This is a genomic window from Klugiella xanthotipulae (genome assembly GCF_006716695.1).
GTDB lineage: Bacteria > Actinomycetota > Actinomycetes > Actinomycetales > Microbacteriaceae > Klugiella > Klugiella xanthotipulae.
Genome location: NZ_VFPN01000003.1, coordinates 369911 through 391801 on the forward strand (window position 1 = coordinate 369911; position 21891 = coordinate 391801).

17 protein-coding genes are annotated in these 21891 nt (G+C 57.4%); 11 read left to right on the forward strand and 6 right to left on the reverse strand.

The genetic code is table 11. The annotated features are described in order from the left end of the window. The first annotated feature begins 33 nt into the window (after positions 1-33). From uvrB to FB466_RS11190, 11 genes are all read left to right on the forward strand, one after another. The gene (gene uvrB / locus FB466_RS11140; protein ID WP_141918470.1) at positions 34-2103 is read left to right on the forward strand and encodes an excinuclease ABC subunit UvrB; all 2070 of its coding nucleotides are present in this window, start codon (positions 34-36) and stop codon (positions 2101-2103) included. An 86-nt stretch (positions 2104-2189) separates the two neighbouring features. Then, entirely contained in the window at positions 2190-5072 is a 2883-nt protein-coding gene (gene uvrA / locus FB466_RS11145) for an excinuclease ABC subunit UvrA (protein WP_141918720.1), read from the forward strand. A gap of 11 nt (positions 5073-5083) precedes the next feature. Continuing rightward, on the forward strand, positions 5084-7039 hold the full coding sequence (gene uvrC / locus FB466_RS11150) for an excinuclease ABC subunit UvrC (RefSeq protein WP_141918471.1): 1956 nt from the start codon (positions 5084-5086) through the stop codon (positions 7037-7039). Next, positions 7026-7901 (forward strand): RNase adapter RapZ, encoded by an 876-nt coding sequence (rapZ, locus tag FB466_RS11155; protein WP_141918472.1) that lies wholly within the window; start codon positions 7026-7028, stop codon positions 7899-7901. The genes uvrC and rapZ overlap by 14 nt, the downstream gene beginning before the upstream one ends. A 48-nt stretch (positions 7902-7949) precedes the next feature. Further along, positions 7950-8933 (forward strand): DNA-binding protein WhiA, encoded by a 984-nt coding sequence (whiA, locus tag FB466_RS11160; protein WP_141918473.1) that lies wholly within the window; start codon positions 7950-7952, stop codon positions 8931-8933. A 67-nt stretch (positions 8934-9000) separates the two neighbouring features. Continuing rightward, positions 9001-9627, forward strand: a complete 627-nt coding sequence (locus FB466_RS11165) for a superoxide dismutase (RefSeq protein WP_141918474.1) — start codon at positions 9001-9003, stop codon at positions 9625-9627. Positions 9628-9713: 86 nt separating this feature from the next. Beyond that, entirely contained in the window at positions 9714-10721 is a 1008-nt protein-coding gene (gene gap, locus FB466_RS11170) for a type I glyceraldehyde-3-phosphate dehydrogenase (protein WP_141918475.1), read from the forward strand. An 18-nt stretch (positions 10722-10739) separates the two neighbouring features. Next, positions 10740-11951 carry a phosphoglycerate kinase gene (locus tag FB466_RS11175; protein ID WP_141918476.1) on the forward strand — a complete coding sequence of 404 codons (1212 nt, stop codon included), beginning with the start codon at positions 10740-10742 and terminating at the stop codon, positions 11949-11951. Then, complete coding sequence (gene tpiA / locus FB466_RS11180; protein WP_141918477.1) at positions 11945-12733, forward strand: triose-phosphate isomerase; 789 nt, start codon at positions 11945-11947, stop codon at positions 12731-12733. The genes FB466_RS11175 and tpiA overlap by 7 nt, the downstream gene beginning before the upstream one ends. A gap of 89 nt (positions 12734-12822) precedes the next feature. Further along, on the forward strand, positions 12823-13074 hold the full coding sequence (gene secG, locus FB466_RS11185; protein ID WP_141918478.1) for a preprotein translocase subunit SecG: 252 nt from the start codon (positions 12823-12825) through the stop codon (positions 13072-13074). After that, positions 13074-13436 (forward strand): RNA polymerase-binding protein RbpA, encoded by a 363-nt coding sequence (locus FB466_RS11190; protein ID WP_141918479.1) that lies wholly within the window; start codon positions 13074-13076, stop codon positions 13434-13436. The genes secG and FB466_RS11190 overlap by 1 nt, the downstream gene beginning before the upstream one ends. Positions 13437-13512: 76 nt before the next feature. Here the strand turns inward: FB466_RS11190 and pgl are convergent, their stop codons facing one another. The 6 genes from pgl to tkt are packed head-to-tail and all read right to left on the reverse strand — an operon-like array spanning position 13513 to position 21659. Then, positions 13513-14241 (reverse strand): 6-phosphogluconolactonase, encoded by a 729-nt coding sequence (gene pgl, locus FB466_RS11195; protein WP_141918480.1) that lies wholly within the window; start codon positions 14239-14241, stop codon positions 13513-13515. 60 nt (positions 14242-14301) lie between these two features. Further along, positions 14302-15243, reverse strand: a complete 942-nt coding sequence (locus FB466_RS11200; protein ID WP_141918722.1) for a glucose-6-phosphate dehydrogenase assembly protein OpcA — start codon at positions 15241-15243, stop codon at positions 14302-14304. After that, complete coding sequence (zwf, locus tag FB466_RS11205) at positions 15240-16778, reverse strand: glucose-6-phosphate dehydrogenase (RefSeq protein ID WP_141918721.1); 1539 nt, start codon at positions 16776-16778, stop codon at positions 15240-15242. Before zwf ends, FB466_RS11200 begins: the two co-directional genes overlap by 4 nt. 35 nt (positions 16779-16813) lie before the next feature. Next, positions 16814-18421 carry a glucose-6-phosphate isomerase gene (locus FB466_RS11210; RefSeq protein ID WP_141918481.1) on the reverse strand — a complete coding sequence of 536 codons (1608 nt, stop codon included), beginning with the start codon at positions 18419-18421 and terminating at the stop codon, positions 16814-16816. After that, entirely contained in the window at positions 18418-19527 is a 1110-nt protein-coding gene (gene tal / locus FB466_RS11215; protein ID WP_141918482.1) for a transaldolase, read from the reverse strand. The genes FB466_RS11210 and tal overlap by 4 nt, the downstream gene beginning before the upstream one ends. A 38-nt stretch (positions 19528-19565) precedes the next feature. Beyond that, positions 19566-21659: a transketolase gene (gene tkt, locus FB466_RS11220; protein WP_141918483.1), complete on the reverse strand. Its 2094-nt coding sequence runs from the start codon at positions 21657-21659 to the stop codon at positions 19566-19568. Between the last annotated feature and the right edge of the window lie 232 nt (positions 21660-21891).

A 21891-nucleotide genomic window follows, 5' to 3' on the forward strand; every position in this document is an offset into this window, starting at 1 on the left:
GCCAATGTCAGTGGTGGGACTTACAATGATGTGATGGAACCAACACGCGCGGTTCGACCCTTTGAGGTCGTAAGCGATTACTCACCCAGTGGCGATCAGCCCAAAGCAATTGATGAACTAGCCGCACGAATTAACGCGGGCGAAACGGATGTTGTTTTGCTGGGTGCCACGGGTACCGGCAAGTCTGCAACGACAGCCTGGCTGATCGAGAGAGTACAACGACCCACGCTGATCCTGGCGCACAATAAGACTCTTGCTGCCCAACTGGCGAACGAGTTTCGTGAGCTCATGCCCCATAACGCGGTGGAGTATTTCGTCTCCTACTATGACTACTACCAGCCGGAGGCCTATGTCCCGCAGACGGATACCTTCATCGAGAAGGATTCATCTGTCAACGCTGAGGTTGAGCGACTCCGGCACTCGACCACAAATTCTTTGCTGAGCAGGCGTGATGTGGTGGTAGTTTCCACGGTGTCTTGTATTTACGGGCTGGGTAAGCCCGAGGAATACTATGAGGCGATGGCTGCGCTACGTGTGGGGGAGCACGTTGATCGCGACTGGCTTATTCGTAAGTTCGTCTCGATGCAGTATCAGCGTAACGATGTCGATTTTTCACGCGGTAATTTTCGTGTGCGCGGCGATACTGTTGAGATCATCCCAATGTATGAGGAACTCGCCGTACGCGTTGAGTTCTTCGGTGATGAGGTTGAGGCTTTGTACTATTTGCACCCTCTGACGGGTGAAGTGCTGAGTCGGCCGGACTCCGTCTCGATTTTTCCTGCCTCGCACTACGTTGCAAGCACCGATGTGATGCATCGGGCGATTGGTGCGATCCGTGATGAGCTCGATGAACGTTTACCCGAGCTTAAACGCGCCGGCAAACTTGTCGAAGAGCAAAGACTCCGAATGCGAACCACCTTCGATCTTGAAATGATGGAGCAGATTGGTTTCTGCTCCGGAATCGAGAACTACTCCAGACATATTGACGGTCGGCAGCCAGGCGAAGCTCCACACTGTCTTCTCGACTACTTCCCGGATGATTTCCTCGTTGTAATCGACGAATCGCACGTTACCGTGCCCCAGATTGGAGCTATGTACGAGGGCGACTCATCTCGTAAGCGTACCCTCGTCGAGCATGGATTCCGTCTGCCGAGTGCGCTGGATAACCGTCCACTCCGCTGGCAAGAGTTCTCAGAGAGGGTCGGGCAGACGGTGTACCTGTCGGCTACGCCCGGTAAATACGAGATGGGGATTGCCGACGGTATCGTTGAACAGATCATCCGGCCGACCGGTCTGATTGATCCAGAGATTGTGGTGAAGCCTTCTCTTGGCCAGATAGATGACCTTCTTGAACAGATACGCCAGCGAACGGCGCAAAACGAACGCATCCTGGTCACGACCCTGACCAAAAAAATGGCAGAGGAACTCACCGATTTTCTAACGGAGGCCGGGGTGCGGGTGCGGTATCTGCACTCTGATGTAGATACACTCCGCCGTGTTGAGCTGTTGAGTGAGCTTCGCCAGGGAATTTATGACGTCCTGGTCGGCATCAACCTGCTTCGTGAGGGACTCGACCTTCCTGAGGTATCTCTTGTGGCTATTTTGGATGCCGATAAAGAAGGCTTTCTCCGCTCGTCAACATCACTTATCCAGACCATTGGCCGCGCCGCACGCAATGTGTCAGGTCAGGTGCATATGTATGCAGACATCATCACACCGTCCATGCGACAGGCGATCGAGGAGACCGACCGTCGCCGGGCTATTCAGGTGGAGTACAACCGAGTTCACGGCATTGACCCTACACCTCTTCGCAAAAAAATCAGCGACATCACATCCATCCTGGCCCGCGAGGATGCCGACACAGCTGCGCTCCTGTCTGGTGGGGACGGACTGAAACGTGCGCCAACGCCTCATCTCAAGCGGACGGGAATCGCGGCACAGGGGGCCAACGAATTGGAAACTCTAATTGCCGATCTCAACAGTCAAATGCTCAGTGCGGCCTCCGAGTTGAAGTTTGAACTGGCTGCGCGGCTTCGTGATGAAGTCGCGGATCTCAAGAAAGAACTTCGCAACATGATCTCGGCCGGTCATGTGAGTTCGTAACCGTCTACCGCACGCACCACGTATCGGTAGCGTGATCTACCATTGTCCTTGTGCCCCAACCTCTTACTCACGGAGCGATCACCATCATTGAAAAGTTGACCATTAACGACAAGCAGACAATTAGCGTCAAGGGCGCCCGCGTCCACAACCTCCGCAACGTAGATGTGAGCGTTCCGCGCGACTCGCTGGTGGTTTTTACCGGACTTTCTGGTTCTGGTAAGTCTTCGCTCGCGTTCGATACCATCTTTGCCGAGGGGCAGCGCCGCTACGTCGAGTCGCTTTCGGCCTATGCGCGTCAGTTCCTCGGCCAGGTGGACCGGCCGGATGTTGACTTTATCGAGGGGCTCAGCCCTGCCGTTTCGATCGACCAGAAGTCCACCAACCGTAACCCACGCTCGACGGTGGGCACGATTACAGAGATCTACGATTACATGCGCCTCCTGTGGGCACGCACCGGAATCCCACACTGCGCGGTGTGCGGCGAAATTATCGAGCGACAGACGGTCCAGCAGATTGCAGACCGGCTCATGGGTATGAAGGAGAAGACCCGCTTTCAAATTTTAGCCCCCGTAGTGTCGGCCAAGAAGGGCGAGTTTGTTGACCTCTTCAGTAATCTTGCCGCGAGTGGGTTTGCGCGCGCACTCGTAGATGGAGAGCGTATTCAACTGAGTGAACCGCCCACACTCAAGAAGCAGATCAAGCATGATATCTCGGTGATTGTTGATCGACTCGTTGCTGGACCTGAGATCCTTGGTCGTCTCACGGATTCGCTCGAAACGGCTCTTCGCCTCACCGACGGACTCGTCACGATCAATTTTGTTGATCGTGACGGTGATGGTGCCTGGCAAACCTTCTCCGAAAAGCTTTCCTGTCCCAACAGCCACCCGGTGCAATTGACAGAAATTGAGCCTCGAACTTTTTCCTTCAACGCCCCCTTCGGCGCGTGTGGAGAGTGCAGCGGACTCGGCACACGCATGTCAGTTGACGAACAGTTACTGCTGGGGGACCCTGCCCTGAGTATCTCTGAGGGCGTAATCATCCCATGGACCACACAAGGAAAGGGCCTCTACCAGTACTACGAAAAGCTGCTCGTTGGGCTTTCTAACGACCTTGACTTCTCGCTCAGCACACCGTGGAAAAAACTTCCGAACGAGATCCAGCAGGCGGTTCTCAACGGCAACAATTTCGAGGTCAACGTGAAGTGGAAGAACCGCTTCGGCCGAGAAATGTCTTACACCTCAGGCTTTGAGGGAGTTGTGCCCTACATCGAACGTCAATACCTGCAAGCTGATAACGATTGGGCGCGTCAGAAGTGGTCTGACTATCTGCGTGAGGTTCCCTGCCCCGTGTGTCAGGGGCAGCGGCTCAAGCCCGAGGTTCTTGCGGTCACGGTCGGCGATAAAAGCATCGCGGATGTCTGCGAGCTAAGTCTCCGTGATGCGCAGACTTTCATGAATACGCTGACGCTCACTGACCGCCAGGCTTCTATCGCGGCTCAGGTACTTCGCGAGATTAGGCTGCGCCTTGAGTTTTTAATCGAGGTGGGCTTGAGCTATCTCGATCTCGCACGTGCTGCGGGTTCACTCTCGGGTGGCGAAGCGCAACGGATCCGCTTGGCCACACAAATTGGCTCCGGCCTAACGGGTGTGTTGTATGTTTTAGACGAACCAAGCATCGGACTACACCAACGCGATAATAGACGCCTTATCGATACCCTGGTGAAACTCCGTGATCTCGGCAACACCCTCATCGTGGTGGAACACGATGAAGACACGATTCGCACCGCCGATTGGATTGTTGACATCGGACCCGGGGCTGGGGTTGAGGGCGGAGAGGTGGTGCACTCCGGCAGCTACGAGGAGTTACTGGACAACCCCCGTTCGTTGACAGGTCAGTACCTCTCGGGTCAGCTGTCCATCACGACTCCGCTTTCTCGTCGCCGTAGGGATAAAGACCGAATGCTTCGTGTTGTGGGGGCCCAGGCCAATAACTTACAGAACATATCAGTTGACTTCCCTCTCGGCCTATTTACCGCGGTGACCGGTGTGAGCGGTTCGGGCAAGTCATCGCTGGTGAACGACATCCTTTACCGTGTTCTCGCGGGTAAACTCAATGGAGCCCGAAATGTGCCCGGACGCCACACTCGAGTAACCGGCCTTGAGCATCTTGATAAGGTTGTCCACGTTGACCAGAATCCGATCGGGCGCACCCCACGGTCTAACCCTGCCACGTATACGGGCGTTTTTGATCGTATACGGACTCTCTTCTCAGAGACCCCCGAAGCCAAAGCCCGAGGATACCTTCCTGGTCGCTTCAGCTTTAACGTTAAAGGGGGGCGCTGTGAGGCGTGCTCCGGCGATGGCACGCTCAAAATTGAGATGAACTTTTTGCCAGATGTGTACGTAGCCTGTGAAGTGTGCGGCGGCGCACGATACAATCGTGACACTCTATCGGTGCACTACAAAGGCAAGAATATTGCCGAGGTTCTCGACATGCCCATCGCCGAGGCCGCTGGCTTTTTTGAACCGATCAGCGCCATCCACCGTTTCCTCAAGACCCTCGTGGACGTTGGCCTCGGCTATGTACGACTGGGGCAGAGCGCCACAACTCTCTCCGGTGGGGAGGCCCAGCGGGTGAAGCTCGCTACCGAGTTACAGAAGCGCTCAAACGGGCGGACCATCTATGTGCTCGATGAACCCACAACCGGTCTGCACTTTGAAGACGTACGTAAACTGCTGCTCGTACTCAACGGCCTCGTAGACAAGGGCAACACCGTACTCGTTATTGAGCATAACCTTGACGTCATTCGTTCGGCCGACTGGGTCATCGACCTGGGCCCCGAGGGAGGTTCAGGTGGGGGTACGATTATCGCCACGGGAACCCCCGAGAAAGTTGCGGCACACCCAGACAGCTACACGGGGGAGTTTCTCGCCGAGGTACTGGGGATCGTTCGCTCGCACCAGAAATAGGCGATAGACAGATGACCAATCCGCGTGATTATCGTCCCGCTCAGGGCGAAATCCCCACGGGCCCAGGAGTTTACCGGTTCTCCGACCCTCGGGGGCGTATCCTCTACGTGGGAAAGGCAAAAAACCTTCGGGCTCGACTCAGCAACTACTTTGCGCCGATTGAATCTCTTCACCAGCGCACTCGGCGTATGGTCACGACGGCTAGCAAAGTCGAGTGGACAATGGTGGGCAGCGACTCAGAAGCGTTGCTGTTGGAACATACCTGGATCAAAGAGTATGAACCTCCCTTCAACGTGCAGTTCCGCGATGACAAGAGCTATCCCTACATCGCCGTTACCCTGGCCCACGAGGCCCCGCGGGCGCTCATCACCCGAAACACGAAAATCCGAGGCGCAAAATACTTCGGGCCCTACCCAAAAGTGTGGGCGGTACGAGAAACGCTCAGTCTTCTTCAGACGGCGTTTCCGATGCGCACCTGTAACGAATCCGATTACAAACGGGCCATGTCGAGTGGTAAACCTTGCCTTGCCGGACAGATCGGACGGTGTGGCGGTCCCTGTTCACAACGGGTTACGTTCGACGAGCACCTGAGTATCGTTATGCAATTGGTCTCCTTCTTGAGCGGCAATGATCGCAGCACCGTTCGCGAGTTGACAAACCGAATGATTGCCGCCTCTGAAGCCCAGGACTATGAGACTGCGGCAAAGATTCGGGACCAAGTAAAATCGCTCGATCTCATACTGGCCAAGAGCGCTGTAGCCCTTGACGATTCGGTAGACGCGGATGTCTTTGGCCTGGCAGGCGACGAGCTGGCCGCGTCTGTACACCAGTTTATTGTGCGTGGCGGTCGCATTCGCGGAGAACGCAACTGGATCGTGGATCTGGAGCTTGATGACTCCCCGGAAAAGCTGATTGAGGCAATCGTCCAGACCGCATATGAGGATGCCCCCCCACCCAAGTCGCTACTCGTGGCTGCTCTTCCGCCAGATCCGGCGGTACTCGCGGCCCTTCTCGCTGCACAACACGGCCTGGGCAGCATTGATATTCGCGTACCTAAACGTGGCGATAAAGTTGCGCTGCTTGACCGGGCACGACTCAACGCGGTGCAGCACCTCGCTCTCTACAAGACCCGGCGCAGCGTTGATCTTGCTACTCGATCTGCCGCGCTCGCTACGCTTCAGGAGGCGCTCGGACTCAATCAGGCACCGCTGCGCATGGAGTGTGTAGACGTCTCGCACCTCTCTGGCACCAACGTTGTCGCCTCGCTCGTGGTGTTTGAGGACGGGCTGCCGTATAAGGCCGGATACCGCCGATACTCGATTCCGCACACCACGGATGACACCGACTCGATCAACCAGGTCGTTTCGCGCCGCGCCGCGCAACTCAACGCTGAGGCTCACGAGGATGCTGGCCCCGGCGTTTTCCGCAACCGCCCACAGCTCATTGTCGTTGACGGTGGTGAACCACAGGTTGCCGCGGCCCAGCGCGCACTCTCGGATGCAGGTATCACCGATATTGGGCTCTGTGGTATTGCCAAGCGGCTGGAAGAGGTATGGCTTCCGGATGAGCCCTTTCCGGTCATCTTGCCCCGTAACAGTGATGCACTCTTCATGATCCAACGTCTCCGCGATGAGGCCCATCGATTTGCGATCACCTACCAACGGCATCGACGCAAGAAAGATATTTCTACCCGATTGAGCGTCGTGCCGGGTCTCGGCCCAGCACGCACAAAGTCTCTGCTGCGACACTTCGGCTCCGTTGCGCGTCTCCAGCAGGCTTCAGCAGAGGGCATCGCTGAGGTCGAGGGCATTGGTCCGGCACTCGCAGCGGCCATTGTCAACGAACTTCAGGGAAAAACCGACACGACCCTGGGAGCAGATTCCGAAGATCTTTCTCCAGGACTGTCAGACGGTAGTCTTGAGGGGAAGTCAAGCAGAAACGGGAGCGGTCATCATGACGGAATCTGACACATCTCAGGAAGTCCTGATCGTTACGGGGATGTCAGGAGCCGGGCGCTCAACTGTCGCCAACGCCCTCGAGGATCTGGGCTGGTACGTCGTTGATAACCTACCGCCCCAAATGCTCCGACCGCTAGCTGAACTCGCTGACAAGGCAAGCGGGTCACTGCCCAAAATCGCCGCGGTCGTTGATGTCCGTGGCCGTGATCTCTTCCATGATATCCAGGCAATCTTGAGTGACCTGCGGGCCAACGCGCAGGTGCGTGTCGTGTTCCTTGAGGCGACCGATGACGTCTTGGTTCGCCGTTTTGAATCGGTTCGACGACCACACCCACTGCAGGGCGAGGGCACCCTTCTCGACGGTATCCACGAGGAACGCAATAGGCTTCGTGAGCTGCGTGCATCGAGCGATGTTGTAATCGACACATCCAATTTCAATATTCACCAGCTTGCGAATGCAACACATGAGATGTTTGCAAGCAGTGATGACCCGGCCCTCCAGCTCACCGTGATGAGCTTCGGATTTAAGTACGGAATTCCTACTGATGTTGATCTTGTGGCTGATGTTCGCTTTCTGCCCAATCCCTTCTGGATTCCTGAGCTGCGCAGCCTCACAGGTGCCGATAGTCAAGTGAAGGATTTTGTCCTGTCCCGCGAGGGGGCAGCGGAGTTTATCCAGAAGTATGCAGAAGCGCTTGCGCCGGTCTTTGCCGGTTACCAGCGCGAGAACAAGCGACACGCTACAGTTGCTGTAGGTTGCACGGGCGGAAAGCACCGCTCAGTAGCCGTCGCTCGCGAACTTGCAGATCGCTTTCAAGGCCTCCCGGGTGTGGTGGTGCACATCAAACACCGGGATCTGGGGCGCGAGTAATTCGGTACTCTTCCACACTTTTGACATTTATTTGAAGGAGTATCAGCGTTGGCACTGACTGCCGAGGTTAAGGACGAACTAGCGCGAGTTGAGATCGGGCGGACAAGCGTACGTGTCGCCGAGATATCGACCATTCTGCGTTTCTCCGGGGGATTACACACCATCTCAGGGCGTATTGCACTGGAGTCGGAGCTAGATACCCCCCTTATCGTTCGCCGCGTCCGCAAAGACCTCGCTGAAATCTACGGAGTACGGAGCACGGCGAGCGTGCAGCCCCAGGGAACATCACGCAAAGGTGCCCCGGGCTATCTGGTTCGCGTCATCGAGGGCGGTGAGACTCTCGCGCGTCAAACTGGGCTTCTGGATGCCCGCCGCCGACCCATCCGCGGTCTCCCGAATCGCCTCACAACGGGCACCACCGAAGAGCTCGCCGCCGTATGGCGCGGTGCATTTATCTCACAGGGCACCCTGACCGACCCCGGTCGTTCATCAAGCCTGGAAGTGAGTTGCCCCACCAACGAAAGCGCTATGGCCCTCGTCGGGGCGGCAGGGCGTTTGGGAGTACCGGCCAAGAGCCGCGAGGTGCGGGGCGTGCACAAGGTCGTCATCCGCGAGGGTGAGGCGATCGCTCAAATGCTGACCCTGATGGGTGCCAGTGCCACGGTATCGGCATGGGAAGCCATGAGGCAGCGCCGAGAGGTTCGAGCCACAGCAAATCGACTTGTGAACTTTGATGACGCCAATCTGCGCCGCTCGGCGCAGGCCGCCGTCGCTGCCTGTGCTCGGGTAGAACGTGCCCTCGAAATTCTAGGCCAAGGTGTTCCCGACCATTTGCGCTATGCGGGTGAACTTCGACTCGCGCACCGTGAGTCCAGCTTGGACGAGTTGGGCTCGCATGCGGAACCGCCCATGACCAAAGACGCGGTAGCTGGCCGCATCCGTCGTCTCCTCGCAATGGCAGACAAAGAAGCCTCCCTACGCGGCGTCCCCGGCACAGAGGCGAGTTTACCCGCAGATCTGGAAGATCTTTAGCTAGAATTGGGTTTCCACGTCGCAGATTTTCTGCCTGTGAAACCTCAATATCAAGGAGTTGAGCAATTTGGCTACATACACGCTTGCTGACCTACCCTACGACTACTCGGCACTGGAGCCGCACATCAGCGGGACCATCATGGAGTTGCACCACGATAAGCACCACAAGACCTATGTTGACGGTGCAAACACGGCGCTGGATAAGCTGGTGGAGGCGCGGGATTCGGGTGATCTGGCGAACGTTAATAAACTCGAGAAGGATCTCGCGTTTAACCTTGGTGGCCATGTGAATCACACGGTGTTCTGGAGCAACCTGTCACCTGAGGGTGGCGACAAGCCCACGGGCGAGGTTGCCTCAGCCATTGATGACTATTTTGGCTCTTTTGACAAGTTCACCGCACACTTCACCGCTGCGGCGATGGGTGTACAAGGCTCCGGCTGGGCCGCACTCACATGGGACTCTCTGGGTCAGCGCGCCAATATTCAGCAGTTCTTTGACCAGCAGGGCAACTTCCCTGCCGGCACCATCCCGCTGCTCCTCCTTGATGTATGGGAGCACGCCTATTACCTGGACTACCGCAACGTACGAGCAGACTATGTCAAGGCTTTCTGGAACGTTGTCAACTGGGACGATGTCGAGAAGCGCTTGGCAACCGCCCGCAAGTTCACATCGAACCTGATCGTGCAGTCCTAAAGACGTTGTGGCGTGTGAGGTTCGCTTCGCACGCCACAACAACATAAAAACGCGCATCTCTGGATGCCACAAAAACAGGAGCAAATGTGTCCGCAAAAGTAGCCATCAATGGCTTCGGTCGAATCGGTCGTAACTTCCTACGTGCAGCCCTTGCACAGGGCAGTGACCTTGAGATCGTCGCCGTTAACGACCTCACTGATAACGCCGCCCTCGCGCACCTTCTCAAGTATGACTCCATTACGGGTCGTCTGGATGCCACGGTAGAGCTCTCCGGAGACGAAATTATCGTCAATGGCAAGAGCATCAAAGTTTTCGAGCAGCGCGACCCCGCGCTGCTTCCCTGGAAAGAACTCGGTATCGACATCGTTATTGAGTCAACCGGGTTCTTCACCAAGGCCGAGCTCGCTCAGAAGCACCTGGACGCGGGCGCTCAGAAGGTCATTGTCTCAGCCCCGGCAAGTGGGAATGCCGCCACTTTTGTGCTGGGCGTTAACGAGCAGGACTATGACCCCGCTACGCAGCACATCATCTCAAACGCATCGTGCACCACAAACTGTCTGGCACCTATGGCCAAGGTCTTTCATGAAGCTTTTGGTATCAACAAGGGTCTCATGACAACGGTTCATGCCTACACTGCCGACCAGAATCTGCAGGATGGCCCCCACGGTGACCTGCGTCGCGCTCGTGCCGCTGCGCTCAACATCGTTCCGACGGGAACCGGCGCTGCCAAGGCTATCGGTATAGTTCTTCCCGAGCTTAAGGGCAAGCTGGACGGCTACGCTCTGCGCGTACCGGTGCCCACCGGCTCGATCACCGACCTCACTGTCGAGACCGATCGCAGCGATCTGACGGTTGACGAGGTTAACGCCGTGTTCAAGGCTGCTGCTGAAGGTCCGCTTAAGGGCATCCTGAAGTACACCGATGAGCCACTCGTCTCAAGCGACATCGTGACTGATCCGCACTCGTCGATCTTCGACTCGGGCCTCACCAAAGTGATGGGGAACCAGGTTAAGCTGGCCTCGTGGTATGACAATGAGTGGGGATATGCCAACCGTCTTGTTGACCTGACCGAGCTCGTTGCGAGCAAGCTCTAACGAAAGAAGTAATAACTAGTGTCGATTCGAACTCGAGAGTCGTTGGGCTCCCTTACGGGTAAACGTGTCATCGTTCGTTGTGATCTGAACGTCCCTGTGGCGAAAGGAAAAATCACGGATGACGGACGCGTACGCGCTTCGTTACCCACCCTGTCGGCACTGGTGAAAGAGGGGGCCCGGGTGGTTGTAATCAGCCACCTGGGTCGCCCCGCGGGCAAGCCCGCCACTGAATTTTCGCTCGCCCCCGTTGCTCAACGCCTCGGAGAGCTTTTGGGCTCGCCCGTGTCATTTGCTTCCGACACGGTTGAGGAGAGTGCTCAGGCTGCCGTCTCCAGCCTGAGCAACGGCGATATTGTTGTCTTAGAGAATCTCCGCTTCTGCCCCGAGGAGACGTCCAATGAGGCAACTGAGCGTCAGGCTTTCGCCGCGCAGCTTGCCTCGTTTGGGGACGCTTTCATCTCTGACGGTTTTGGCGTTGTGCATCGCAAGCAGGCGAGTGTTTACGAATTGGCCAAGGCTCTTCCGAGCGCAGCCGGTTCGCTCATTGAGACCGAACTCAAGGTGCTTGATCGACTCACCGAGAACCCCACGCGGCCCTACGTGGTCGCACTGGGCGGTTCCAAGGTTTCGGATAAGCTCGGTGTAATTGGTCATTTACTTCCCCGCGTCGATACTCTGCTCGTTGGCGGAGGCATGCTTTTTACCTTCCTAGCTGCCCAGGGATATAAGGTTGCATCGAGCCTGCTGGAGGCCGACCAGCTTGACATCGTACGCGGCTACCTTAAAGAGGCACAGGAACGGGGAGTCACCATTGTGCTACCCACCGATGTCATCGTTGCAGACCGCTTTGCGGAGGATGCCGCACACGTTGTGGTAGCGGCGTCCGAGATTGAGAGTTCTCCCTACGGCCCGGCCGGAATCGGGCTGGATATTGGGCCAGACACAGCAAAAACATTCGCTGCCGCTATCCGCTCCGCAAAGACGGTCTTTTGGAATGGGCCCATGGGTGTATTTGAGTTTGAGGCTTTTTCTGGTGGCACGCGTGCCGTCGCTGCCGCGCTCACCGAGGTTCCCGGCCTCGGGGTTGTGGGCGGGGGAGATTCCGCCGCAGCCGTACGTCAGCTTGGTTTTTCTGACGACCAATTTGGTCACATTTCGACTGGCGGAGGAGCCAGTCTCGAGTTCCTCGAGGGCAAGAAGCTCCCGGGGTTGGAGGTATTGGGATGGTAGAACAGCGCACACCGTTTATCGCGGGTAACTGGAAGATGAACCTTGATCATCTCCAGGCCATCGCTTTCGTACAAAAACTCTCGTGGAGCCTGAGCGACGCAAAGCACGATTTTTCTCAGGTTGAGGTCGCAGTTTTTCCACCTTTCACAGATCTGCGTTCGGTGCAGACTCTCATATCGGCTGACAAACTCGAACTCGGATTCGGGTCTCAGGATGTTTCCCAGCATGACTCGGGGGCATACACCGGCGAGATCTCCGGCAACTTCCTGGCTCGCTTGGATGTGCAGTATGCGATCGTCGGGCACTCAGAGCGTCGCCAATTCCATGGCGAGACGGACGCAGTTGTCGGAGCGAAGGCCGCTGCCGCAGTGCGGCATAGTATCGTTCCTATCATTTGTGTCGGCGAGACCGCAGAGGACCTAGCAGAACATGGACCCAGTGCGGTTCCCGTTGCCCAGCTACGCGAGGTTCTCTCTTCGCTCTCTGCTGACGCGGATATCGTGGTTGCGTACGAGCCAGTTTGGGCAATCGGTTCCGGCAAAGCCGCAACTGCTGAGCAGGCTGAGCAGGTCTGCTCCGCCCTTCGCGAGACTCTGGTTGAGCTCCTCGGTGAGGAGCGAGCCACCGCGACGCGCATTCTCTATGGCGGGTCAGTCAAGTCAGAAAACATCGCCCGATTCATGCGAGAGCCCAACATTGATGGCGCACTTGTCGGCGGGGCGAGCTTAGCGATCGAGGAGTTCTCGCGCATTATTCAATTCAAGAAGCACGTGGGCGTGTAACCGATAACTTGGTTATCATCACGTATACTGGGCTGTGGTCTTAGCGTCGATAGCGACGTGCCCTCCAAATTGGTGAAAGGTTCTCTTCGGTGGAAATCCTTCAGGTCATCCTGCAGATCGTACTCGGCATCACGAGTCTTCTGTTGACGATGCTTATTCTTCTTCATAAAGGCCGCGGAGGTGGGCTGTCAGACATGTTCGGCGGCGGTATGACCTCCAGCCTGGGCTCTTCGGGTGTTGCCGAGCGTAACCTTAACCGCATCACAGTCATCCTTGGTCTGGTCTGGTTTGTCGTAATCGTTGTGCTTGGCGTCATCACCAAGTTTGACACGGGTCTCTAGTGGCGGGCGGCGGTAGCGCGATCCGCGGATCGCGAGTTGGCTCCGGCCCTATGGGCGAGCAGGATCACGGTTTCCAAGCAGAGCGGATTACGATTTCCTACTGGGACGCTCTGGGCAATGAGACTGTTCGTCACTTCGCTGCGAATGTTCCCGACGAGGAGATCCCAGAGAACATTGATTGCCCATCATCCGGCCTGCCAGCAGGTCGCGACAAGGAGAACCCTCCCCAGATTGCAAAACTTGAGCCGTACAAAACGCATCTAGCCTACGTTAAGGAGCGTCGGACGGAACAGGAAGCCGAAGAGCTTCTGGAGGATGCCCTACGCCAGCTTCGCATTCGTCGGGGCACGGTTAAACCCTAGCTTCGATTCTCTACGTTTATGTGGTGCTCGGGCCGGGAAAAGAAATCTCCTCGGCCCGAGCACCACTTAAAGCGGACTAATCGCTGACAACAGTATCCGCAAACACAATCGTCTGAAGCTGACCTTCGACAGATGCGGCGGGCGCGACCAGGGCGTCATCATCATTTATTATGTGTGCGTATGCCTCACGCTTAGCTTCCCCCGAAATGAGCAGCCACACACGGGCGGCACGGTTAATCGCGACGCGACTGAGCGACAGGCGTTCAGGCGGCGGCTTGGGGGAGTTGCGGACACCGATCACCGGTTCGGTTGCCTCGACCAAGTCGGTTCGTCCGGGAAAAATTGAGGCGATGTGCGCGTCGGGCCCAACCCCAAGAAAAACAAGATCGAATGCGGTTTTTTCTTCCCACACCCAACTAATATCCGACGCATACCGTGCGACCGCTTGATCAAGATCGAGACCCGAATCGGGGCTGGGACAGCGATAAACTCGGTCTCCGCCGATCGCGAGCGGTGCGAGGAATGCTTCCCTTGCCTGCTCGTCGTTGCGCTCGGCATCACCGTCGGGAAGCCAACGCTCATCGCCCCAAAACAGATCAACGTTGTTCCACTCGATTGAGGCGGCTGCAGGATGCTGAGCCGTCGCACGCAACACCGCAATTCCCAGTGTCCCTCCGGTCAGTACCACCCGCGGGGTTTTTCCCAGGCGTTGGACACCGCCTACAACACTAATAAACTCTCCCGCAACAGCTTCAGCGACGTCGGACACGGTGGTATGGATGCGAATTTCACGCTGTATTGTCACACTATCTCTCCTCCATGAATAAGGGGCCCGAGTACGTCCTCGGGCCCCTTATGTCTTTCTCTATTGAGCTGCTGTCAAATCTTTCACACCGCTGGTGACAACCCGTCCGTAGAGCTCATCCGGGTCAAGATGTCGAAGCTCCTCAGCCAGACAGTCTCGTAGCGAACGGCGGGGGAGGGAGAGGTCGTGGATTGGCTGCCCAGGGGCGCTCAACTGTGCAACGGCATCATGTGTCCGTGAGAGCACAATGGTTCCGCTTATGCGAGTAAGCTCGACACTGTCCACGCCCCATCCGCCGGCTTTGTCCTCATGGAGGACGTGCTCAACGGGAGCAAGCAATTGCTGGTGTAACCAGGCAGCCAGAAGCGTTGTTGAGGGAGACTCAACAGATCCCCTAACCCGGATAGAGTCAACCGATTCATAGGGTGGCTGATCCAGAACAGTTGCGAGTTGCCCTCGCCAAAGGGTGATTCGTGACCAGGCCAGATCGGTATCACCCGGGGTGTAGTTGTGGCCCAGATCAACAAGTGCCTGCTGTGGGTCAGGGTGTGTGGTCGCATCCGTGATTCGTCGCGTGGCAATTCGTCCGAGTGACGTCTGCGCGGCATGCCCTGGCCATACCCCCGCCCACCACACAACAACGGGGGCATCGGGCAGCAGCAGCCCCGTGACGAGGCTTTCCGAGTCGCTGGCGGCCGCACCGAAAGCTCGCAATACGATGACCTCGCTTGCCCCGGCATCGCCGCCTACCCGAATCTGAGCATTGATCCTGGCCTCAACGATATGCTCGGCACCCTGGTCAACGGCCACAACAACAACCCGCATGGGATGCTCACGGGAGGCGTCATTGGCTGCCGCGACAGCATCCTCCAGATGTTCCGGGTCAGTTGCGATCACGAGGGTTAGCACTCGCCCCAGGGCAACCGCACCACCCTCCTCACGGATTTTGACAAGAGCCTTAGAAATTTTGCTGACTGTTGTATCGGGTAGGTCAACGATCACGGTCGACGCCACGTCCTTCCATCACGTGCGAGCAGATCATCTGCCGACTTGGGTCCCCAGGTCCCTGGGCGGTATGGTTCAGGTTTGCCTTCGCTCTCCCAATACTCCTCGATAGGGTCGAGAATCTTCCAGGAGAGCTCAACTTCCTCATGGCGAGGGAATAGCGGCGGATCGCCGAGGAGAACGTCGAGGATGAGCCGTTCATAGGCCTCGGGACTAGCTTCCGTAAACGCATGACCATAGCCGAAGTCCATGGTGACGTCCCGAACCTGCATAACCGGTCCGGGAACCTTTGAGCCAAATCGAATAGTGACCCCCTCATCGGGTTGAACTCGGATAACGAGCGCATTTTGCCCCAGATCAGACGTTTGACTGAGCGCGAAAAGCGAGTCTTCTGGGCGCTTAAAAACAACAGCGATCTCGGTGACACGACGACCAAGACGCTTACCCGCACGAAGATAGAAAGGCACACCGTGCCAGCGCGGAGTATTAATCTCAAGACGCATAGCCGCATAGGTTTCCGTGATGGATTCGGGGTTCATTCCGTCCTCATCAAGAAACCCCACAACCTGTTCGCCCCCCTGCCAGCCACCGGTGTACTGTCCCCTCGCTGTGGCGGTTGCGAGGTCTTTGGGAAGACGCACCCCGGCAAGAACAGCTTCCTTTTCCAAACGCAGATCCGCTGCGTTGAAGCTGTACGGCTTTTCCATCGCGGTAAGGGCAAGGAGTTGGAGGAGGTGGTTCTGAATGACGTCTCTCGCCGCACCAATGCCATCATAATAGCCTGCGCGCCCCCCCACGCCGATGTCCTCGGCCATGGTGATCTGTACGTGATCCACATATTGAGCGTTCCAGATGGGCTCATACATCTGGTTAGCAAATCGAAGCGCAAGAATGTTTTGCACCGTCTCTTTACCGAGATAGTGGTCAATACGGAAAACCGCATCGGGTGGGAAGACCGACTCAACGACATCATTAAGGTCACGAGCGCTCTGCAAGTTACTGCCAAAAGGTTTCTCAATCACCACGCGGCTCCAGCTACCGTCGCGAGCCTCGGCAAGACCGGACTCACGCAAGCGCTGGGTGACCTCGGGGAAAGACCGGGGCGGAATAGAGAGGTAAAACGCGTGATTTCCCATGGTTCCCCGCTCTCGATCAAGCTCATCTAGGGTGCTCCGCAACCGTTCGAATGCCTGAGGATCGTCAAACTCACCCTGAACAAAACGAATACCCCGGCGCAATTGGGCCCAGACATCCTCGTTAAAGGGTGTACGCGAGTGCTCCTGAACGGCCTCATGCACCACCTTTTCAAAGTCCTCATCGGCCCAGTCTCGTCTGGCGAACCCCACCAGTGCAAACCCCGGGGGCAGAAGCCCACGGTTCGCTAGGTCATAGACAGCGGGCATGAGCTTTTTGCGGGAGAGATCTCCGGTCACGCCAAAGATGACGAGTGCGCTCGGACCGGCTATTCGGTTCAGTCGGCTATCATCGTCCGACCTCAGCGGATTATCCGCGCGTGGAGTGTTGCTTGTTATCACAGAAAAACCTTTCTCAACCGCCGACGGACGAACTATCGGACCAGTCGTGCGGCGGCGATAGCCTCACGAAGCGCCTGAGCGCCCTGGGCTGCGTTGTGAAGCGTCACGATGAGGACGGGACGGCCCTGTTCCATCAGGACGCTAGCATCGCCCTCGGCTTGAGCCGAAATGAGCTGGCCAAAGGTGAATGGGCGATCAGGGATCGACAAATCCTCAGTGGGAACCGTGCGAATCTGCAGGAACACACCGACCGGGGCTCCGCCCTTGTGGTACTGACCCGTCGAGTGCAGGAAGCGGGGTCCCCACCCAAACGTGGTGGGACGCCCAGTCATCTCAGCGACATCCTCACGAAGTGCCGCCAACTCGGGGTGAGTGTTCCTACTCGTGTAGGCCTGGATAGACGCATACCCACGGTCGCTCAGACGATCAAAGAGCTTCGAGATGGCACCGGTTAGGGTCGTTTCTCCAACAAAAATATCAGAATTTCCACGTACCTCCACTCCGTTATCGATAAACACCGGGGGAGCGACTTCTGGAGTTGAGTCAAGAAGACCCCGGGCAGCAACCTTCGCGGACTCCACATCCGGCTGGTCAAACGGGTTGATACCCAGGATTCGTCCGGCGACAGCCGTGGCAAACTCCCACAACATAAACTGAGCCCCTAGTGGTCCCGTAACCTGAATCTCGTCCGGACGGGGGATGCTGGTGGCGTTCACCAAGCGAGCCAATAGAATGTCTGTTGACGGGGTGCGGGCCTCATAGGAGGCTGCGGACAGTACAACAGGCAGGATGCCGGTGCCGCCCTTGCCCGTAGACTCGGCAATGAGCTGTTCCGCCCAGTCGCCAAAGCCTATGATCGGACTGTCATCAGCCACGAGACCAACCTTATCGACACCCGGTGCTCTCGCTGCCAGTGCAGCAGCGAGCACGAGCCCCGGGTTGTCCGTGGAATCGGATGCAAGCTCGCCCATAACGGCATCAGCATCGTTCAGCAGCGTTGCAATGTCAACCCCGGCGAGACCGGAGGGCACCAGGCCAAACGCGGTGAGCGCCGAATAGCGTCCACCCACGGCGGGATCGGCGAGAAAAACGCGGTAGCCTGCAGCACTCGCCGACTCGTGAAGGGGAGAAGCCGGGTCTGTCACAACAACGATACGATCAGCAGGTTTAATCCCCGCGGCCGTAAACGCTGCCTCGTAAGCGCGCCGCTGGCTATCGGTCTCCAGCGTTGATCCTGATTTCGAGGAGATGACAACAGCCGTGTGCGCCAGGCGGTCGCCTATCGCTTCACGAACCTGGTCAGGATCGGTCGAGTCGAGCACCGTGAGTCCTACACCAGCGGTTGCTGTGATGACCTCAGGAGCCAAGCTGGATCCGCCCATGCCGCCCAAGACAATATGAGTGATGCCCTCGGAGATGAACTCCTCGCGGAGGGCAAGAATCTGTTCTACAAGCGGCGCCGACACCTTGGTAGAGGCGAGCCAGCCCAGTCGTTTAACCGCTTCGGCCTCAGCCTCACGCCCCCAGAGAGTGTGATCAGAACCGCTGAGCCTAGACGCAACATGGTCCTGAACGAGATCAGTCAGGCATCCTGCGATCTGCTCCCGCAATGCGGAGCCAACCGCTACAAAAGCGCTCATCGTGCTGCCCTCAAAGCGGTGTCAACGGTCTCGAGCAATTCGTTCCAGGAGACGACAAATTTTTCAACGCCCTCTTTCTCTAATAGCTCGGTTACCTCGGTGTACGACACCCCGGTCGCATCAACAGCATCAAGGACGGCATTAGCCTCATCGTATGCACGGGTTACCGTGTCACCCGTAACGACACCGTGGTCAAAGGTGGCTTCGAGGGTTTTCTCGGGCATGGTGTTCACTACGCCTGCGGCAACGAGCCCCGTGACGTACAGAGTGTCAGGGAGGGACGGATCCTTCACCCCAGTGGACGCCCACAGGGGACGCTGCTTGCGTGCACCGGCGGCCAAGAGCCCTCGTGCACGCTCGCTGTCAAAGGCCTGCTCGAATACCTGGTAGGCCAGCTGGGCGTTGGCTATCCCCGCCTTGCTGCGTAGAGCGAGCGCTTCCTTAGTGCCCACCGCTGCAAGACGCTTGTCAATTTCGGCGTCAACACGAGATACGAAGAATGATGCAACCGAGTGGATCGTGCTGAGGTCGTGTCCAGCTGTGCGAGCACGCTCCAGCCCGGTCAGGAAAGCATTGATCACCGCACGGTAGCGCTCAAGACTGAAAATAAGAGTCACATTAACGCTGATGCCCAAGGCGATCACCTCGGTGATCGCCACAAGGCCAGCCTCCGTAGCCGGAATCTTGATCATTGCGTTGGGTTGGCCTACCTTCGCCCACAGTTCTTGGGCCTGCACGACGGTACCAGTTGCGTCGTGGGCAAGACCAGGTTCAACCTCGATTGACACGCGCCCGTCATAACCGTCGCTGGACTCGTAAATAGAAGAGAAGATTTTTGAGGCAGCGGCCACATCGTCGGTTGTAATCTCGAAAACAGCGCGGCTTGCATCGACGCCCTCAGCGGACAGCACAGCGACCTGCTCAGCGTAGGACTCGCCGTTGGCCAGCGCGCCAGCAAAGATCGTAGGGTTGGTGGTCACACCAACGACATTGCGCTCGGCAATCAGTCGCTGCAGATCGCCAGAGTTAATGCGACTACGAGACAGATCGTCAAGCCAGATACTGACGCCAGCGCTACTCAGCGCGGCAGTGGGTGTTTCAGTCATAGTTTTATGTCTTCCTCTGTGTGGGGTAGTGCCGTCAATTAGGCGGCGGTGATGCTGTCTTTAGCCGCCGCGACAACGGCCTCGGTCGTCATACCAAACTCGCGGAACAGTGTCTTGTAGTCAGCGGATGCACCAAAGTGCTCAATGGAGACGCTGCGGCCGGCGTCTCCAACAATCTCACGCCAACCAAGCGATAGAGCGGCCTCGACAGACACACGGGCGCGAACGGATGGCGGCAGGACAGACTCCTGGTAATCGAGGGTTTGCTCGGCAAACCACTCCAGACAGGGAGCTGATACAACACGCGCATTAACCCCCTCGATGTGGAGCAGTTCCCGGGCAGCAACGGCAAGTTGGACTTCGGAGCCCGTGGCGATCAGAATGACGTCAGGGGTCCCACTGGGTGCCTCCGCAAGTACGTAGGCACCTCGGCCCACGTGGTCAGCCGAGGCAAATGTGTCGCCGGAGGCTGCACCCTCACCACGCTCGAACACGGGTAGGTTTTGCCTCGTGAGGGCTATTCCCGAGGGTCCTTCGCGACGGGACAGAATTTCGCGCCATGCCCAGGACACCTCATTGGCATCCGCTGGTCGGACAACGGCAAGGTTCGGGATCGCACGCAAGGTTGCGAGTTGCTCGATCGGTTGGTGGGTGGGTCCGTCCTCGCCTAGCGCAACCGAATCGTGTGTCCAAACGAAGATGGAGGGAATATTCATGAGCGCAGCAAGACGAACGGCCGGGCGCATATAGTCGCTAAAAATGAGAAATGTTCCGCCGTAGGCCCGAGTCGGCCCGTGAAGTACGATGCCGTTCAAGATTGAGCCCATGGCATGTTCTCGGATACCGAAGTGCAGGACACGACCGTACGGGTCACCCGACCACTCTGATGTTGACCATTTCTCGGGTACAAAGGATTTCACCCCGGCAATAGTGGTGTTATTCGACTCGGCAAGGTCCGCTGATCCTCCCCAGAGTTCGGGCATAATGCCACCAAGCGCGTTGAGTACCTTCCCACTTGCGGCCCGGGTGGATACCTCGGTACCAGCCTCAAAAACAGGCAAGGCGTTGTTGAAACCTTCGGGAAGGTTGCCGGCCTCAAGCCGGTCAAGAAGTTGCTTGCGCTCGGGGTGTGCGGCTGCCCAGCGGTCGAATGACACCGCCCATTCAGCTCGGTCGATCGCGCCACGCTCAATGGCGCTACGCGTACGATTAATGACCTCGTCAGAGACCGTAAAGGTCTGCTCGGGATCGAAGCCAAGCTCCCGCTTCAAACCGGCCAATTCCTCGCTGCCCAGTGCCGAGCCATGGATTTTACCGGTGTTTTTTTTGGTGGGGCTTGGCCAGCCAATAATGGTCTTAAGAATGATCAGTGAAGGCTTGTCCTGCACCGCTTTGGCCGCTTCAATGGCAGCGTTCAGCTCACGAATATCCTCAACGTAGGCACCCGTCTTCTTCCAGTCAACTGTCTGAACATGCCAGTTGTACGACGCATAGCGAGCGGCAACATCCTCGGTGAACGCGATATTGGTGTTGTCTTCAATGGAGATCTGGTTGCTGTCATAGATAACGACGAGATTACCGAGCTCCTGGTGTCCAGCCAATGAGGAGGCCTCGCTTGTGACGCCCTCTTGAAGGTCGCCATCACCAGCAATCACGTAAATGGTGTGGTCAAAAGGACTCTCGCCCGCTGCTGCTTCGGGGTCAAACAGACCCCGCTCGTAGCGTGCCGCGTAGGCAAACCCAACGGCGGATGCGAGGCCCTGGCCCAGCGGGCCGGTGGTGATCTCAACCCCGGAAGTATGGCCGTACTCGGGGTGGCCAGGGGTCAGAGAGCCCCAGGTACGCAGCGCCTTCAGGTCGTCAAGTTCAAGACCGTATCCACCCAGGTAAAGCTGTACGTACTGTGTCAGAGATGAGTGCCCTACCGACAGGATGAAGCGATCACGCCCCAGCCAGTCCTGATCGCGTGGGTCGCGACGCATCACCTTTTGGAAGAGCAGATACGCAACGGGTGCGAGACTGATAGCCGTTCCCGGATGGCCATTACCAACCCTCTCTACGGCATCGGCCGCCAGCACACGTGCGGTGTCGACGGCCTTGTTATCAATTGAATCCCACTGCAGATCTACCACTGGAAACTCACCTTTCATTGTCCCGAAAGACGCTTTGCGGGATGCGCAACGACAGGCATCCGAATCACGAGTCTTCCCCAGCGGTACAGACACGGTTTCCCTCGGGGGATCGCGAAGTGCGCAGGGGCATTCACCACAGTATATTCAGTCCATCCATACCTCATTCTTAAACTAGGGCCCCAACCGGTCACATCCGGGTGGTCACGGAGAACCAGACACCTGGCCGCTCACG

Coding starts and splice junctions, on each gene's coding strand:
- uvrB (WP_141918470.1), top strand. CDS start 34: ATGGAACCAACACGCGCGGTTCGACCCTTTGAGGTCGTAAGCGATTAC.
- uvrC (WP_141918471.1), top strand. CDS start 5,084: ATGACCAATCCGCGTGATTATCGTCCCGCTCAGGGCGAAATCCCCACG.
- rapZ (WP_141918472.1), top strand. CDS start 7,026: ATGACGGAATCTGACACATCTCAGGAAGTCCTGATCGTTACGGGGATG.
- tpiA (WP_141918477.1), top strand. CDS start 11,945: ATGGTAGAACAGCGCACACCGTTTATCGCGGGTAACTGGAAGATGAAC.
- FB466_RS11210 (WP_141918481.1), bottom strand. CDS start 18,421: ATGAGCGCTTTTGTAGCGGTTGGCTCCGCATTGCGGGAGCAGATCGCA.
- tal (WP_141918482.1), bottom strand. CDS start 19,527: ATGACTGAAACACCCACTGCCGCGCTGAGTAGCGCTGGCGTCAGTATC.